The sequence below is a fragment of the Streptomyces sp. XM83C genome (assembly GCF_023072675.1).
In the GTDB taxonomy this organism is placed as follows: Bacteria; Actinomycetota; Actinomycetes; order Streptomycetales; family Streptomycetaceae; genus Streptomyces; species Streptomyces thermocoprophilus.
This window is the reverse complement of the sequence record NZ_JALLGL010000149.1, coordinates 1-15,651: the sequence shown is the minus strand read 5'-3', so window position 1 is coordinate 15,651 and position 15,651 is coordinate 1. Positions and strand designations below refer to the sequence as shown.

The following is a 15,651-nucleotide window of genomic DNA, read 5'->3' as shown; positions in this document are numbered from 1 at the left end:
CTCTCCGGCTCGGGTGGCCCGCCACCCGCCGAGCCGCCGGCCCGACGTCCCGCCGGACACCCCGACGAGCCGCCCCCGGCCGGGCGCCGCCCCTGGTGGCGCCGCCCCGGGGGCGTACTGCTCGCCACCACCGCACTCGTGGCCGTGGGCGCCGCCGCGCTCGTCGCCGTCATCCTGCTCCGGGGCCGCGACGGCGACTCGACCCCCGACATCGAGACCTCGACGCAGGCCCGTGACGTCGCCACACGCGCGGCGCTCGCGCCCCGTGACTGGGGGTCCGGCTTCTGGCCGGCCACGCCGTACGAGACCACCCTGAAATCCGCTGCGGTCGCTGACGACTCCTGCCGGTTCGTCGACCAGACGGACGGGGACCTCCTGGCCGGGCTGGAACGCGACTCCGAACGGCCGAACACGGACGTCTCCGTCGCGTCCACCGTCTTCGTCTACAACGACGACAGCGCCGCCGAGGCGAGCATCGAGCGCACACGGTCGGACACCCGGCGCTGCCCCACGGAGACCGACGGCAAGGCCAAGTGGGAAGACGTGCACGCGATCGAGCTGGCGCCACCGGAGGGGTTCGACGAGGTGACAACCGAGGAGGGCCGTCAGACCAGAGCCGCGTCCGGCGAGGCGACGGACCTGCCGTACACCCTGATCACCGGCCGCAAGGGCCAGATCGTGTTCCAGACCGCCGTCTACGGCAGCTCCTCGGAAAGCCGCAGCGCAGCCGTCAAAGCCCTCTCCCTGATGCTGAGCCGCGTCCAGGGCGCTCGTTCGGCTGGGCCGTGAGGGTCCGGCACACGCTCCCCCTGCCCCGTACGGGAGCGGGACCTCCCGGCCGCGGTGCGACGACGGGACCGGAGAGGCGCGCCCCTCAGCGGGCGGGGCGGAACGGGCGCAGCAGGCGGATGCCGTCCTCGATGGAGCCGTCGATCAGTTCGAGCATCTGCGGGACGAGTTCCCGCATCCGGGGCGCGGCGAGATGGGCGTCGAGGTGGGCGCGGGTCTCCCAGCGTTCGTGGATGACGAACTTGCCGGGCCTTCCCTCGACTTCGTGGGCCTCGTAGTCGATGTTGCCGGGGTCGTTGCGCGAGGGGGTGACGGCGGCGGTGATGAACGCCTTGAGGTCGGCCTCCCTGCCCGCTTTCGCTCTCGCCTCCCAGATGACGGTCACATAGCCGGTGGGTGTCGCGGTCATGGTGATTCCTCTTCTGCTTCCGTGTCGTGTCCCGTGCTGACGGGCACTGGTGTCTCCGGTGTCGAGCCGGACCGGCTCCTGACGAAGCCGAGCGGGTACCGGGCGGCTTCGATGCCTCCACGAGAATGACCCGGCCGCTGTTCCGGCAGCCTCCGTCGACTGACTGACATCCGGCCGACGGCCTGCGTACGCAGGTGCCGGACCCGGCCGCCTATGACTCGGCGGGCCGCGTCCGCAGGGCGTCGCGGAGTTCGGCCCGCGACGTGATGCCCAGCTTCGGGAACACGCGGTAGAGATGCGACGACACGGTCCGCGGCGACAGGAACAGACGCGACGCGATCTGCGGGTTGGACAGCCCCGTCGCCGCCAGTCTGGCGACCTCCAGCTCCTGCGGGGTGAGGGCCTGACCGGCCTTGCCCCGGCCGGTCCGCGTCATACCGGTGGCGCGGAGCTCCGCCGCGGCGCGGGCTTCCCACGAACGGGCCCCGAGCTTTTCGAAGGAGTCGCGGGCGGCGGCCAGCTGGACCCGGGCGGCACGGTTGAGTCCTCGCCGGCGAAGCGCTTCGCCGTACGCCAGACGGGCACGGCCCAGCTCGAAGGGCCACTGCTCGGCACCCGGCGGCGCGAGCGCCTCCTCGAAGCACGCGACCATGTCCTCGGCATCCGATGTGATCGCCGTGACCGTGGCCGTGCTCAGCGCGAACCGTGACGAGAGGTGACCGACCCCGGCGTCGCGCAGTGCGTCCGCGTGCCGCCGCGCCTCCTCGTGCCGTCCGGAACGCACGGCGGCCTCGACGAGGTCCGGCGCGGACCACACGGCCTCGGGGTTGAACTCCGGCAGCACCCCCGGGGCGCAGATCGCCGTGGCGTGCCGGAACGCCGTCTCGAAGTCGGCGGCGCCGAGAGCCGCCCGGGCCGCCGCCTGGTGGGCGCAGTTCTCCAGCCGCCGCAGCCCCCTGGGCCCCGACCACCCCCAGACGGCCTCGCAGTGCTCCCGGCACTCGTCGAGGTCGCCGCGCTGGGCCGCCGCCATCGCAGCGACGTAGTGTCCCACCTGGGCGAACAGGTGGTACCCCGTCTCCTCGCAGAGACCGATCAGCTCCCGTGCGGCGCCGGCCGACGCCTGCCACCGGCCGGCGTACAGGTCGTCCAGGGCGACGAACATCAGAGCCGGCATGCTCGACCCCACCGCGCCGCCGTCGCGGATGACCCGGGACACGGCCTCGCGACAGCCCGGAAGCCGGTCGAGGTACGAGGCGATCAGCGCGGTGCGGATCACCACGTCGGCGTCACTCTGTTCCCTCAGCCGCGCGATCTCCTCGTCCAGGCGGCGCAGCATGTCCTCGGTGACGGAGCCGGGGGCGTGGTGGACGCGCCCCAGCGACGCCGCGGAGGCAGGCGTCGCCTCGCGGAACCGGGCGAGCACGTCGACCAGAGGCCGCCAGTGCTCGGGCCGCCCTGAGCACTGGCTGGCGAGGGTGAGCGTGAACAGTGCCGTCTCCAGCTCGCCGGGCGGCGGGCCGGACACCGCCCGTTCCCGCCCGACCGCCTCCGTCAGCAGCGCGTGGGCGGTGTCGGCGTCGCCTTCCGTGACGAGCACCAGGAAGCCGGCCGCCGTGGCCGCCGAGAGCGACCGTGCCGCCGGATCGCCCTCGACCTCACGCATGATCTCGTGGCTGACCTCCAGATGGCCCGCGACCCAGGCGGCGGCATAGGCGGCCTGCGACAGGCGGCGCCGCCGGTCCGCCCGGTCGGGGCTCAGCTCGGCCGCGCGCCGCAGTCGCGCTATCGCGCCGTCGGCGTCGCCGCGCCGCAGGCTGCTCCGGGCCGCCGACTCCACGACGGCGGCGACGGCCTCGTCGGGTGCCGTCGTGGCTCTCGCGAGGTGATCACCGCGCCGCTCGGGCTGGTCCGCCAGCGCGTCGGCCAGCCGGCGGTGGGCGCCGCGCCGCTGCTCACCCGTGGAGCCGTCGACCACCGCGGATCTGACCAGGGGATGCCTGAAGCGGACCGCGCGGCCGTTCTCCGTGACCATGACCAGGTGGTCGCGCTCCGCGGGGGCGAGCGCCTCCAGGACGCCCGGTCCGCCGGCCGCTTCGAGGACGCCGATGTCGCCGGAGCCCTCGAGCGCCGCGAGCAGCAGTACCTCACGCGTTTCCCGCGGCAGTCGTCCGACGCGGGCGCCGTACAGCGCGCGGACGTCCCGTCCAGGGCTGCTCGCCCGCCCCGCCTCTCGGCCGCGCCGGTCGCCGGAGTGCTCCGTGGACCCGGCGAACTCGAGCAGCGCCAGGGGGTTTCCCTGCGCCTCGTGGGCCACGGTCGAAAGAACCCGGCGGGGAAGGTGGGCGAAGCGCCGGGACAGCAGCCGCAGGGCGTCCGTGTCACCCAGTGGCAGGACCTCCAGCTCCGGCAGGCCGGTGGGCCGGGAGGATTCGCCGGGCTCCGCCCGCTGCGCTCCGAGCAGCCCGATACGACGGCCCCCCAGCCTCCGGGCGGCGAAGAACACTGCCGCCCTGCTCGCCCGGTCGACGACATGCAGGTCGTCGACCACGAGGAGCAACGGCCGCTCCTTGGCGGCCTCGTCGAACAGGGACAGCGCCGCGTTCAGGACGGCGATCCGGCTCGGCGCGGGACCGGCGCGAAGCCCGAGAGCGACCTCGAGGGCGTCCCGCGCGGAACGCGGCAGACGATCCAGCTCGTCGGGCAGCGAGCCGACGAGCTGATGGAGCCCGGCGAAGCTGATGTCCGTCTCGTATTCGACACCGCTCCCGCGGACGACCCGCGTCCCCCTGGCCGCCGCCAGCCCGGCGGTCGCGTCCAGGAGCGCCGTCTTCCCCACGCCCGGATCACCGGTGAGCAGCAGGACGGCTCCGTCCGCCGCGGCCGTGTCCAGGAACGCCGCCAGCTCGGTCAGCTCGCTCTCCCGGCCGACCAGCTCGGTCGTACCGGCGCTCATGTCTGTTCCTGGCTTCGCCCACATCCGCCGCGTCCCTCGTCCTGCCCCGCGAAGCAGTCGAACCACGGCCACGCGCTTGACCAGGAAGTATCGCACCCTTCGGCAGACGGGGCCCGCGGCCCTGCCGCGCACCCATGGCCACGGACCCGGAGCCCCGACCCGGCGGCGGGACCTGCCCGGCCAGTCTGCGCAGGGCCCGCTCGGCGGGTGATCCCGGGTCGGCCGGCATCAGGACGACCTCCTGGTCGTCCTCGGGCACGAGCAGGACGTGCAGTTCAGCAGCAGCGCGCCGGCCTTCGGACGGTGCAGGGTCTCGGTGCGGTGCCCGGGGGCGTGGACGTGGGCCCGGCGAGCACACCGGCGGCCTGGCCGCTCGTCATCGGGCGAGCCAGGCTCCGAAACGCCGTTGCAGCCGGGGCATGATCTGCCAGACCATCGCTGCCGCCGCCGCCGGGACGAGTACGGCGAGTCGCACCGGCAGGTACAGATCCTCCAGAAGCGGACCGGTGGCAAGGCCCAGCAGGACGATGGTGGGGTAGATGCCGCACACGGTGAGGAGCCACAGCTTCCAGCGGCGGGCGGCGGCCGGACCGGCGGGACCGGGCCGGGGCCCGGTGGCGTTCCCGAACGCGTCCCGGCTCCGCTCCCGGCGGAGCTGCCGGATGCGTGCCGCCCCCGGTGGGTTCGGCGGTGCGGAACCGCCGCCGCCATGAATGTCGCCGCCAGGGCAAACGTCGCGGTCACCATGGGCATCGGAAAGGGGAACAGTTCTCTCGTTCACGGGTCTCTCGTTCACCGGCCACTCCGGATCGTCATGCGCTTGTCGTGCTGGTTGCGTCGGTTCCCGGCCGTGCCGAGCGGCGGGCGGCCGGCCTCCGCACGCTTCGGCGGGGCCAGGAGCGTCCGTCGCTCCGGTGACCCGGGTACGGCCGTCCCCCGCAGGGGCCGCCCGGCGCCCGCGGGGGGCGCCGGGCCGGACGCCGATCCGGTCAGTGAGCGGACCGGCTGTGGTCCTGTTCCACGTACACCTTGAGGGCCTGGAACTCCTCGATCGCCCGCGGGCCGCACAGATAGCCGTAGCCGCTTCCCTTGACGCCGCCCTCCTCGAAGTCCTCGCTGATGGCTCCCCACGTGTTGATCCACACCGTGCCGGTGCGGATGCGCCGGGCGACCCGGCGGGCCTTCATCGAGTCCGCGCTGAACACCGAGGCGGCCAGGCCGTAGATGGTCGCGTTCGCCTTGGCCACGGCGTCGTCCTCGTCGTCGAAGATCTCGAACGTCTGGACCGGACCGAAGACCTCCTCCTGCACGATCCGGACGTCGGTGCGGTCCACCTCGATCAGGCTCGGCCGGTAGAACGCCCCGGCGGCCAGCGGGCCGTCGGTGACCACACCGCCGCGCAGCAGCACCGTGCCGTACGAGGCGGCCTCCTCGACGATCGCGTCCACCCGCTCGGCGGACGCCCGGTCGATCACCGGGCCGAGCTGGGCCTTCTCGTCGTCGCCCGAGCCCAGCCGCACCTGCGCGAGCGCGTCGACGAGCCGGGTGCGCACCTGATCGGCGATGTCCCGGTGGACCAGTACCCGGGAGCCGGTGCAGCAGAACTGCCCGTTCATCAGCACCAGCGACTGCACGACAGTCGGGATCACCATGTCCAGATCGGCGTCGGGGAAGATCACCATTGGTGCCTTGCCGCCCAGTTCCAGACCGAGCCGCTTGAGCGTGCTGGAGGCCGCGGCTGCGATACGGCGGCCGACCGGCGTACTGCCGGTGTAGTTGATCACGGCGACCTTGTCCGAGGAGACCAGGAACGGGGCGCCGGTGTTGCCGGACTCGGTGAACACGTTGACCACGCCCGGCGGGATCTCCGGGACCGAGGCCAGGACCTGAGCGAAAGGCTCATTGGTGAGGGCCGTCTGAGCCGGAAGCTTGACCACGGCGGTGCAGCCGGCGGCCAGCGCCGGGCCCAGGGCCCGCACCGTCAGCATGACGGGGGAGTTCCAGGGAGAGATGATCCCGGCGACACCGAGCGGCTCGGGCACCGAGTGGGTGTACTGCCCTGGGCCCGTCTCGGCGGCGCGCCCGGCGTTCTGGGTCCGCGCGGACGCCGCCGCGTACCGCAGCCAGCCGACCGCACCGCTCACCTCCCACATGGTCTCGCCGAGCAGCTTGCCGTTCTCCCGGGAGAGCATGGCCGCGACCTCGGCCACCCGGGCCTCGAGAGCGTCGGCCAGCCGGCCGAGCGCCGTGGCGCGGAGCGAGGGAGTGTGCGCCCATTCGGTGGTCTCGAACGCGGCGGCGGCGGCATCCACGGCGGCGGAGGCCTCCGCCTCGCCGCCGTCGTAGAACGAACCGACGACCGTGCCGTCGGCCGGGTCGATCGATTCCAGAACCGAGCCGGAGCCGGTCCACCGTCCGTTGATCCAGTGCTGCGCGATGGTGTTGATGGTCCGCTCCTCGTGTTTTCGCCCGGGTGCCGGGCGGCTGCGATGTCTGAACGAGCATCGCCCGGCCACCGCACCTACAGCCTCTGTCAGCTGACTGACATCCCGGCGTCCGTACTGACGCGGAAGCCCCCCACGACCGGGGAGGGAGCATCAGCGCCGGGCAGGCGGCACGGCCGTACGCCGGCACCCTCCGTCACAGGACGCCGACCGAGGGTTTGCCGAGACGTGACGCGCGTGGGGGACTGTGGTGGGGGCGCCTGGGTGTTTACGTGATGACGGGAAATCCGGAACGCTGTCACGGAGGTGTGCCCCATGGCTGACGCCGCACTGCGGCTGAAGAGCCTCGTCGAACAGGTGCTGGGAGCCCCGCTCCCGGTGCGGATCCGCGCCTGGGACGGTTCGCAGGCCGGCCCTCCCCACGCTCCCGCCCTGGTGGTGCGCAACCGCCGTGCCCTGCGCCGTCTGCTGTTCAAACCGGGCGAACTGGGCCTCGCCCGTGCGTGGGTGGCCGGTGACCTGGACGTCGAGGGCGACCTGTACACCGCCCTCGACCTGCTCGCCGGGCTGATCTGGGAGCGCGGCGAGGACGCCCGCACCCTCGGCCAGGCGCTGCGCGACCCGGAGGTGCGTGCCGCCGTACGGGGTCTGATCCGGCTCGCGGGGCCGCCGCTGCCGCCCGCCCCGCCCGAGGAGGAGATGCGCCGGCGGCGCGGGCATCTGCACACCCGCCGTACCGACAAACGCGCCATCAGCCACCACTACGACGTCGGCAACGACTTCTACGAGCTGGTCCTCGGGCCGTCCATGGTCTACTCGTGCGCCTACTGGCCCGACCCGGACGCCTCCCTGGAGACGGCACAGCGCGACAAGCTCGAACTGGTCTGCCGCAAACTCGCCCTGAAGTCCGGTCAGCGTCTCCTCGACGTGGGCTGCGGCTGGGGCTCCCTCGCGATCCACGCCGCCCGCGAGCACGGCGTCACCGTCGTCGGCATCACCCTCTCGCAGGAGCAGGCCGCGTACGCCCGTAAGCGCGCCGCCGACGAGGGGCTCACCGACCGGATCGAGATTCGCGTCCAGGACTACCGCGACGTACGCGACGGGCCGTACGACGCGATCTCCTCCATCGGCATGGCCGAGCATGTCGGCGCCGCGCGCTACCTGGAGTACGCGCAGGACCTGTACGCGCTGCTCAAGCCCGGCGGGCGGCTCCTCAACCACCAGATCGGGCGGCGCCCGCAGCGCGACGAGTCCGCCTACAGCGTGGACGAGTTCATCGACGCGTACGTGTTCCCGGACGGGGAGCTTCAGCCCGTCGGCACCACGGTCGGGCTGCTGGAGCGCGCCGGGTTCGAGGTGCGGGACGTGGAGTCGATCCGCGAGCACTACGCGCACACCCTGCGCCGCTGGGTGGCCAACCTGGAGGCCGGCTGGGAGCGCGCGGTCCGCCTGACGAGCCCCGGGCGGGCGCGGGTGTGGCGCCTGTACATGGCGGCGTCGGCGCTGTCGTTCGAGCGCAACCGCATCGGCGTCAACCAGGTCCTCGCGGTGAGGACCCCGGAGTCCGGTGACGCCGGGATGCCGCTGCGGGCCCGTACCTGGAACTGAGCCGGCTGAGCACGGACGCGGGACGGCCCCGCTCCCTCGCGAGGGGAAGCGGGGCCGTACGCGCGCGTGCGGGAAGGGGGGCCGTACGCGCGCGTGCGGTGCAAGGTGCCGTCACTGGGCCTTGATGGCCTGAAGCATGTTCAGCCGGGCCGCGCGCCGCGCCGGCCACAGCGCGGCGAGGACGCCGACGACCGCCGCCAGCAGCAGGAACAGGGCCATCCGGTCCCAGGGCAGGACCAGTTCGTACGTCGTCATCTTCGTGCCGAGCAGCTCACCGGCCGCCCACCCGAAGAACACACCCAGCCCGATCCCGAGCACCCCGCCGAACAGTGAGATCACCAGGGATTCCAGGCGGACCATCCGCTTGATGCCGGCCCGGTCCAGGCCGATCGCGCGGAGCATGCCGATCTCCTGCGAACGTTCGAACACGGACATCGCCAGGGTGTTGACGACACCCAGCACGGCGACGATCACCGCCATGGCGAGCAGGCCGTACAGCATGTTCAGCATCAGGGTGAACATCTGCGCGATGTCATCGGAGATGTCCTGCTTGTCCTGCACCTTGATCGCCGGGTTGGTGCCGAGGGCCTTCACCAGCCGGTCCTTGGTCTCGTCCGAGGCGCCGCCGCTGGTCTTCACCATGACCTGCATGTCGGAGGCGTCCCGCTGGTGCGGGGCGAGCTGCGTGACGTCGAGGAGGATGCCGCGCAGCAGTTCGTTGCCGCGGTAGACGCCGGCGACGGTGAGGCGCTGCGCCTTGCCGTCCTCGTAGTGCACGGTGAACGTGGACCCGGCCGTCCAGTGGTGGGACTTCGCCGTGTCGTCGTCGACGACCACGCGGGACCCGCCGACGGCGAAGGTGCCGTCGTCCACGGTGAGGTCGGTGAGCCGGCCGATCGCGGAGCCGTTCACACCGGTCAGGTACTCCGTCTGCCCGTCGATGCGGGAGGGCGCGTTGCGCAGCGGGCTGGTCGTGGTGACGCCGTCGGTCGAGCGGAGGGTGCGCTCCACGTCGGGGGAGAGCATGTTGCCGTTGGCCATGGAGACGACGTAGTCGGCGCGGATCGCCGCCGAGGCCATCTTGTCGATGGACTTCTGAAGGCTGCCCGCCATCACCGTCATGCCGGTGATCAGGGCCAGGCCGATCATCAGCGCGGACGCGGTGGCGGCGGTACGGCGGGGGCTGCGCACCGAGTTCTGCCGGGCGAGCCGGCCCGACACGCCGAACACGCGCAGCACGGGGGCGGCGGCTGCGATCAGCGGGCGGGACAGCAGGGGCGTCAGCACGAACACACCGATGATCAGCAGGACGGCGCCGAGGCCCATCGGGGCCTGGCCGCTGTCGCCGTCCATGCGGGTGGCGGCGAGGACGACGGCGGTGCCGGCCGCGGCGAACAGCGCGCCGACGGTGTTGCGCAGCACCAGCGACTTGGTGGTGGCGCGGGCGTGGATGCTGCTCATCGCGGCGACCGGGGGGATCTTCGCGGCGCGGCGGCCGGGCAGCCAGGCGGCGAGCATCGTGACGAGGACACCGACGGCGAGCGCGGTGGCGACGGTGCCGGGGGTGACGATCAGCGGGCCGTCGGGGACGGTCGCGCCGAGGGTGCCCAGCAGGGCCTTGAGGCCGGCGCCGATGCCGATGCCGGCGGCGAGCCCGGCGGTGGCGGCCACGGCGCCCACGACGAACGCCTCGACGAGCACCGACCGGGTGACCTGGCGTCGGGAGGCGCCGACGGCCCGCAGCAGCGCCAGCTCCTTGGTGCGCTGGGCGACGAGCATGGTGAAGGTGTTGGCGATGATGAACGTGCCGACGAACAGCGCGATACCGGCGAAGACCAGCAGGCCCTGCTTCAGCCCGCTCATCGCGGAGGCGATCAGCTCGGCCTGTTCGTCGGCGAGCTTCTGGCCGGTGGTGGTCTCGACGGTGTCCTTCGGCAGGGCGCGGTCCAGGGCCGACTTCAGCGCGGTCTGGGAGGTGCCGGGCGCGGCGGTCACATCGATCTCGTCGTACGTGCCGGGCTTGCCGAACAGCTGCTGCGCGGTGGCCGTGTCGAACAGGACCAGGCTGCCGCCGGCGGCGACGTTGCCGTCGTCGGTGGTGAAGACGCCGGTGATCCTCGGCGTGAGGACGGGCCCGTCGACGGAGATGCGGACGGTGTCGCCGACCTTGTACCCGGTGCGCCTGGCGGTCTCGGAGTCGATGAGGACCTCGCCCTTGCCGGACGGGGCGTGGCCGGAGAGCAGCGGGTAGCGGGGGTCCTTGGTGCCCCAGTAGTTGCCGCCCTCGGTCATGAAGCCGTCGCCGACGAGCTTGCCGTCCTTGTCGGCGAGGGCGGTGAAGCCGCGTACGACACCGACGGCGGAGGCGGCGCCGGGGACGTGCGCGCTGCGGTCGAGGAGGGCCTGCGTCAGCTCGGGGGTGCGGCCGACGGTGTCGCCCTTGTCCTCCCGGTCCTGGGCGCGCACGGCGACGTCGACGTGGTCGAAGCCCTTGGCCGAGCTGTTCTGCAGGGCGTTGGAGAGGGTGTTGGTGAAGACGAGGGTGCCGGAGACGAACGCCACGCCGAGCATCACGGCGAGGACGGTCATCAGCAGGCGGGCCTTGTGCGCGAGGACGTTGCGCAGGGCGGTGCGGAACATCAGCTGGTACGGCCCTTCGCGTCGAACTGCTTCATGAAGTCGAGGACGGCGTCGGCGCTGGGCCGCAGCATCTCGTCGACGATCCGCCCGTCGGCGAGGAAGACGACGCGGTCGGCGAAGGAGGCGGCGACGGGGTCGTGGGTGACCATGACGACGGTCTGGTCGAGTTCGCGCACGGAGTTGCGGAGGAAGCCGAGAACCTCCGCCCCAGAACGGGAATCGAGGTTTCCGGTCGGTTCGTCGCCGAAGACGATGTCCGGTTTGGAGGCGAGGGCGCGGGCGACGGCGACGCGCTGCTGCTGGCCGCCGGAGAGCTGCGAGGGACGGTGGGAGAGGCGCCCGGACAGGCCGACCATCTCGATGACGGTGTTCAGCCACTGCTTGTCGGGCTTCCGCCCGGCGATGTCCATCGGCAGGGTGATGTTCTCCAGCGCGGTCAGGGTGGGCAGCAGGTTGAACGCCTGGAAGATGAAGCCGATCTTGTCGCGGCGCAGCCGGGTGAGCTGCTTGTCCTTGAGGGAGCCCAGCTCGGTGTCGCCGATGCGCACGGAGCCGGAGGAGAAGGTGTCGAGTCCGGCCACGCAGTGCATCAGCGTGGACTTTCCGGAGCCGGACGGGCCCATGATCGCGGTGAACTCGGCCTGCCGGAACTCGACGGAGACCCGGTCGAGGGCGACCACCTGGGTCTCGCCCTGGCCGTAGATCTTGGACAGGTCCGTGGCGCGGGCGGCCACGGTGGCCGCGGTCCGGCCGGCGACGGGTGTGGTGGTCACGGGGACGGCACTCCTCGGGTACGAAGCTGACGGATCGGATCGTCTTCCATGGTTCCGTCGCCGGGAGGCCGTGGAGTCAGCCGCTGTTCCGGTTCCCGGGGCAGTCTTCGGTCGGACCCGAGCCCGGTCGTGTCATACCTGGGGATGACGGACGCCCGGCGGCGATGTCCGTTCGCACATATTTCGTACAGCCGTCAACAACCGGGAGCGTGCCCCGCTTCCGACGGTGAAATTCCGTCATTCCACGTGCGTGCCGGGGCGCCCCCGGCAACGCTGATGGCAAGTGCGGACAGCGTGTTCCGGTGTCTGATGCACCCTCAGAACTCAATAAAATAAGACAACATCGGGTCCCCTGCCCGCTGTCCGGGAGACGTCTCCCGATAGGCTCGAACCTCGAAGCGGAGCCCATGGCCTGCCCGGATGGTGGAATGCAGACACGGCGAGCTTAAACCTCGCTGCCCCTTCGCGGGCGTGCCGGTTCGAGTCCGGCTCCGGGCACCACCCCTCCCCCCGCCAGGCCTGTCCGAAAGCCGTCCCGCCGCAGGCCTGTCGGCACCGCGCCCGGTTCGATTCGGCCACCCGTCGCTTGACTCGCTCACCCGCCGGCGTCCGCGAAGATCTGCCGCCCGGCCTCGGCCACGGACGGCCCGGTGAGCGCCGACGTGCGCGCTCACCGGGCCTCGGTCCGCGCTCAGACCGTGCAGCGCAGCTTCTTCTTCACCTTGGGCACGAGATCCAGCGTCAGCGCCCTGAGAGCGCTGCGGTGTCGGTCGATGTCCTCGGCGTCGCCGGGGTCGGCCGAGACGTAGGTGATGAGTGCGTCGACTTCCGGGCCCTTGCAGTCGGTGCTGACCATCGACTGGTTGTCGCCCAGTGCTCCCAGCCCTTCGAAGGGCAGGTCGTCCATCTTCTTCCGGTTGGTGAATCGGAAGGCCTCGGAAGGATCCATGGGGTCGTACACCTTGTCCACGATGTCGACGCGCAGCACGGCAACAGGCTCACTGTCGACGATGATCGAGCAGAATCCGGAGTGCTCGGACGGGTCCAGGAAGTCCTGATCAGCGGCCCTCATCTCTTTCCCGTCGACCAGGAACGGGTCGAGCTTCGCCTCGTCGAGCGGTATCCCGCAGGCCTCGGACAAGACCGTGTACTCCCGCCCGCCGTCGCACGCGGCGAGAGACAGGGCGAGCGCGGCGGTGAGGGCGCACGTGAGCGCCCGCGTCTTCCTTGTGTGCATCATTGGCTGCCCGACACTCCCTGCGCCTTCTTGTTCCCGTCGTTGGCGGATTCGTCGATCTGCTTGTAGACCCCATGCTGTCCGGAATACCCCTCGTGTGCCGGGTCCTCGGCCCACTCCTTGTTCTGCTCGTACCAGATGTCGGCTATGGCCTGGAGTTCTCCTCTGCGCTTTTGATACGTGCTCTGGTTCTTCACGGCAGCCGCGTCCTCGATCCGCGCCTGCTCGTCCTCGAGCATGTTGCTCGTGGCCATGTCCACGGCCCGCTGCGCCCAGTCGAGAGGGGGTGCCCAGGGGCCGACGATGCCACCGACGATGTGGTACCGCCATGCCTTGCGCCAAGAAGCGTCGGCGAGTTCCTTGCCCTTGTCCGATTCGGTCGCCTGGTAGCGGGCTTCCTCCAGGAAACCGATCGTGCGGCCGGCCCGGTCGAGGCTGTCCTCGGGGTGGGCCTTCTCGTTGTAGATGTCCGCCATGATCGGCTGGTGCATGACCTGCGTGAGGATCTGGTACGCGTCCCGGTTCCGGGAGATCTGCTTGCTGACCTCCATGAGCTGGCTCGCGTCGAGATCGTGCTCGACGAGGGGGCTGCTCATGGCCATGTGCACCTGGTCTCCGTGATTGCCCATCGCATAGGCCATGGGCTCCCGGAACTCGGGAGGGAAGTCGTCCCCCGTGGCCGCGAGGTGCTCGAGGGCGCGCTTCATCGCCCTGCGCTGGTCATCCGTGTGCGGCTGGTTCACGATGTCCGGGTCCGTGGAGTCGGACACCCCGGAGACGGCTGCGAACATGGCCTTGCCGACGGCCTCCCTCGCCTCGTTCGGGCCGTCGGTGAGCGGGGAGTCGTCGAAGTACGGACGCTCCTTGAGCAGCCACGCCGCGTTGTCCTGGGGCTCTGTGGTGTTGAAGAACTGGGTCGCCGCACCCGGATTGTTCCGCAGCGCGGTCGCGAGTCCGGTGACCGGGTCGCGGCCGAAGTCCTCGTTCCCGATGAAATTGAGCCGCGGGGCCGGCTGCATCTGGTAGTAGTGGCCCGGGATCTTCATCTTCTTCTCGTGGGCCACCAGGTCATTGCCCCACCGGTTCAGGAACTGGCCGTCCCACTCACCGGTGCGCATGACGTTGGCGAGGATCTGGAAGCCGTAGGAGTCACCCGTGCGCGAGTGGAACCGCTCGCTCCCCAGCCTGACCATGTCGTTCTCCCACTGCCGCATGGCAGGGCTGTCCGAGAGAGTCGCTCCGCCCAGCACGTGGCCGAGGTTCTTCTGGAAGTCGCCGAGCTGGTTCAGCTGCGTCCGGACGAGGTCGTTCGGGCTGTCCGGGCTGGAGAGGTCCGCCCAGAACTTCATGAAGCCCTCGGCGCCGACCTGGGTCGCGAACTGCTCCTGGAAGAGCGGATCGTTCTTGTAGGAGGCGAGCAGCCCGTTCAACTTCCGGAACTCCTCAGGCGACATCTCGTCGCCCTTCTCCTTGATGATCTTGGCTGCTTCCTCAGCCTTCTTGACGGCCTCGGCCGCGGTGTCACGGTCGCGGTACTCGACGTCGGCGAACCCGATCTGCGCCTGGTCGGCGATGGCCTTGAGCACCTTCGCGGCGGTGGAGTCGCTCTCCGTCGCACGATTCAGGATGCGCTGGACATCGTCACGGAGTTCCTCGGCATCCCGCGGGGAGTGGTACGGAACGGTCGTGCCTTCGGCGGCCCGGTCGGGATGGATGATCATGGTCACCGTGAACCCGCCTCCGCCGGTCGGGGTCACTGTCAGATTCTTCTTGCGGCCCCGTTCGGTCGCCTCGACCAGTTGCTTCTTGTAGGAAGCCAGCTCGCCGCGGGTGTCCTTGAGGATGTTGTAGATGCTCGTCGCCTGCGCATGGGCGTCGGCGAATTCACCTGCGGTCTTGGTGATGAACTGGCGCGACACGGCCGCGTTCACACCGGCCCAGTTGGCCCTGTCCGACTTGGCCTTCATGTCGTCCCGGGCCTCGTTCTTGAGCTCCTCCAGCTTCTTGATCATGTCTTCCCAGGCTGTGATCGCCTGGTCCAGCTTTCCGAAGTCGGCGTCGCGCAGCGTCTCGAAATTCATCAGCGGTCCGCCTTGCCGGTGAAGCCCTGATCAAGGACGGAGATCTTGCTGACCAGGCCCGATATGTAGTGCTCATCGCCCGCATGGGCGTTCTTGGTGTAGTCCATGTGGTTGGAGATGTGTCCTACGGCGTCCAGCAACGTCTGAAGTTGCTTCTCCCACCGTTCCTGCACGCGATGCAGCCCGCTCCCCAGATCGAAGCCCTGCGACGTGAGGTCCTGGGCGGCGGACTGGCTGGGGGACCAGGCGTCCCGGCCGTGCTTGGCCAGCTTCGTGTACAGCTTGAAGGCGCTGTCGCCCACCGCCGCGAGGTCTTGCTGGTTCACTTTGAGATCACCCTGCGGCTCACCGGGCTCCGGTGGCACGTGGTCGATCTGCATGGCTGTTTCTCTTCTGGTGGCCGCTTCCTTCTTGAGCTGCTCCCACTCGTCCCAGGCCATGCAAATTCCTCCCGTTAGATTCGACAGTGACCGGATCAGGGCCGGTTTCGTCGATGTGTCCGACGCCCCAGTGCGGGACGTGAGTGTGGCCAGACCTTGATCATGCTAGAGGTTGTCCCGTAACTGCTGGTCAGAGGTGAGATGATTTTGCTGTGGCTGGTGTGATCACGGCGTCGGAGCCCTCCTGGATAGGTCCGTTCACCGGGCTGAGCCCGCGGCAGTTCAACAAGCTGATCACCGCGCTGCGGCGTGAGGGGGCCGATCCGGTCCGCAA

11 protein-coding genes, 1 tRNA gene and 2 pseudogenes are annotated in these 15,651 nt (G+C 70.6%); 4 read left to right on the top strand and 10 right to left on the bottom strand.

All coding sequences use genetic code 11. The annotated features are described in order from the left end of the window. On the top strand, positions 1-789 hold a 789-nt coding region (locus tag MTQ10_RS17920), incomplete at its 5' end, for a hypothetical protein (RefSeq protein WP_247469263.1). Positions 790-874: 85 nt separating this feature from the next. On the opposite strand, the gene MTQ10_RS17915 is transcribed toward MTQ10_RS17920, so the two are convergent. The 5 genes and pseudogenes from MTQ10_RS17915 to MTQ10_RS17895 all read right to left on the bottom strand — a co-directional run bounded on the left by MTQ10_RS17915 (position 875) and on the right by MTQ10_RS17895 (position 6,601). After that, the gene (locus MTQ10_RS17915) at positions 875-1,198 is read right to left on the bottom strand and encodes a putative quinol monooxygenase (RefSeq protein WP_247469261.1); all 324 of its coding nucleotides are present in this window, start codon (positions 1,196-1,198) and stop codon (positions 875-877) included. Positions 1,199-1,409: 211 nt separating this feature from the next. Continuing rightward, on the bottom strand, positions 1,410-4,154 hold the full coding sequence (locus MTQ10_RS17910; protein ID WP_247469259.1) for an ATP-binding protein: 2,745 nt from the start codon (positions 4,152-4,154) through the stop codon (positions 1,410-1,412). A 172-nt stretch (positions 4,155-4,326) separates the two neighbouring features. After that, positions 4,327-4,493, bottom strand: a pseudogene (locus tag MTQ10_RS17905) (MmyB family transcriptional regulator); the annotation flags it as partial. Positions 4,494-4,530: 37 nt separating this feature from the next. After that, on the bottom strand, positions 4,531-4,704 hold the full coding sequence (locus tag MTQ10_RS17900) for a hypothetical protein (RefSeq protein ID WP_247469267.1): 174 nt from the start codon (positions 4,702-4,704) through the stop codon (positions 4,531-4,533). A 439-nt stretch (positions 4,705-5,143) separates the two neighbouring features. Then, entirely contained in the window at positions 5,144-6,601 is a 1,458-nt protein-coding gene (locus MTQ10_RS17895) for an aldehyde dehydrogenase family protein (RefSeq protein WP_247469265.1), read from the bottom strand. A 312-nt stretch (positions 6,602-6,913) separates the two neighbouring features. Between MTQ10_RS17895 and MTQ10_RS17890 the strand changes: the two genes are divergently transcribed. Continuing rightward, positions 6,914-8,206, top strand: a complete 1,293-nt coding sequence (locus tag MTQ10_RS17890) for an SAM-dependent methyltransferase (protein WP_247469258.1) — start codon at positions 6,914-6,916, stop codon at positions 8,204-8,206. Positions 8,207-8,317: 111 nt separating this feature from the next. On the opposite strand, the gene MTQ10_RS17885 is transcribed toward MTQ10_RS17890, so the two are convergent. Together MTQ10_RS17885 and MTQ10_RS17880 are read right to left on the bottom strand one after the other, a co-directional pair. Then, a complete protein-coding gene (locus MTQ10_RS17885) occupies positions 8,318-10,846 on the bottom strand; it encodes an ABC transporter permease (protein WP_247469256.1) in 2,529 nt (842 codons plus the stop codon). Continuing rightward, positions 10,846-11,619 (bottom strand): ABC transporter ATP-binding protein, encoded by a 774-nt coding sequence (locus MTQ10_RS17880; protein ID WP_247469254.1) that lies wholly within the window; start codon positions 11,617-11,619, stop codon positions 10,846-10,848. Before MTQ10_RS17880 ends, MTQ10_RS17885 begins: the two co-directional genes overlap by 1 nt. A gap of 414 nt (positions 11,620-12,033) precedes the next feature. Between MTQ10_RS17880 and MTQ10_RS17875 the strand changes: the two genes are divergently transcribed. Then, positions 12,034-12,120: transfer RNA gene (locus MTQ10_RS17875), tRNA-Leu, on the top strand. Between the two features lie 190 nt (positions 12,121-12,310). Here MTQ10_RS17875 and MTQ10_RS17870 read toward each other — a convergent pair. Genes MTQ10_RS17870 through MTQ10_RS17860 form a run of 3 tightly spaced genes read right to left on the bottom strand, consistent with a single transcriptional unit; the run spans position 12,311 to position 15,377 of the window. Next, positions 12,311-12,859: a hypothetical protein gene (locus MTQ10_RS17870; RefSeq protein WP_247469252.1), complete on the bottom strand. Its 549-nt coding sequence runs from the start codon at positions 12,857-12,859 to the stop codon at positions 12,311-12,313. After that, entirely contained in the window at positions 12,856-14,937 is a 2,082-nt protein-coding gene (locus MTQ10_RS17865; protein ID WP_247469250.1) for a hypothetical protein, read from the bottom strand. Before MTQ10_RS17865 ends, MTQ10_RS17870 begins: the two co-directional genes overlap by 4 nt. Continuing rightward, complete coding sequence (locus MTQ10_RS17860; RefSeq protein WP_247469248.1) at positions 14,937-15,377, bottom strand: hypothetical protein; 441 nt, start codon at positions 15,375-15,377, stop codon at positions 14,937-14,939. Before MTQ10_RS17860 ends, MTQ10_RS17865 begins: the two co-directional genes overlap by 1 nt. 152 nt (positions 15,378-15,529) lie before the next feature. On the opposite strand from MTQ10_RS17860, the pseudogene MTQ10_RS17855 reads away from it, so the two are divergent. Continuing rightward, a pseudogene (locus MTQ10_RS17855) lies at positions 15,530-15,651 on the top strand (IS5/IS1182 family transposase); the annotation flags it as partial.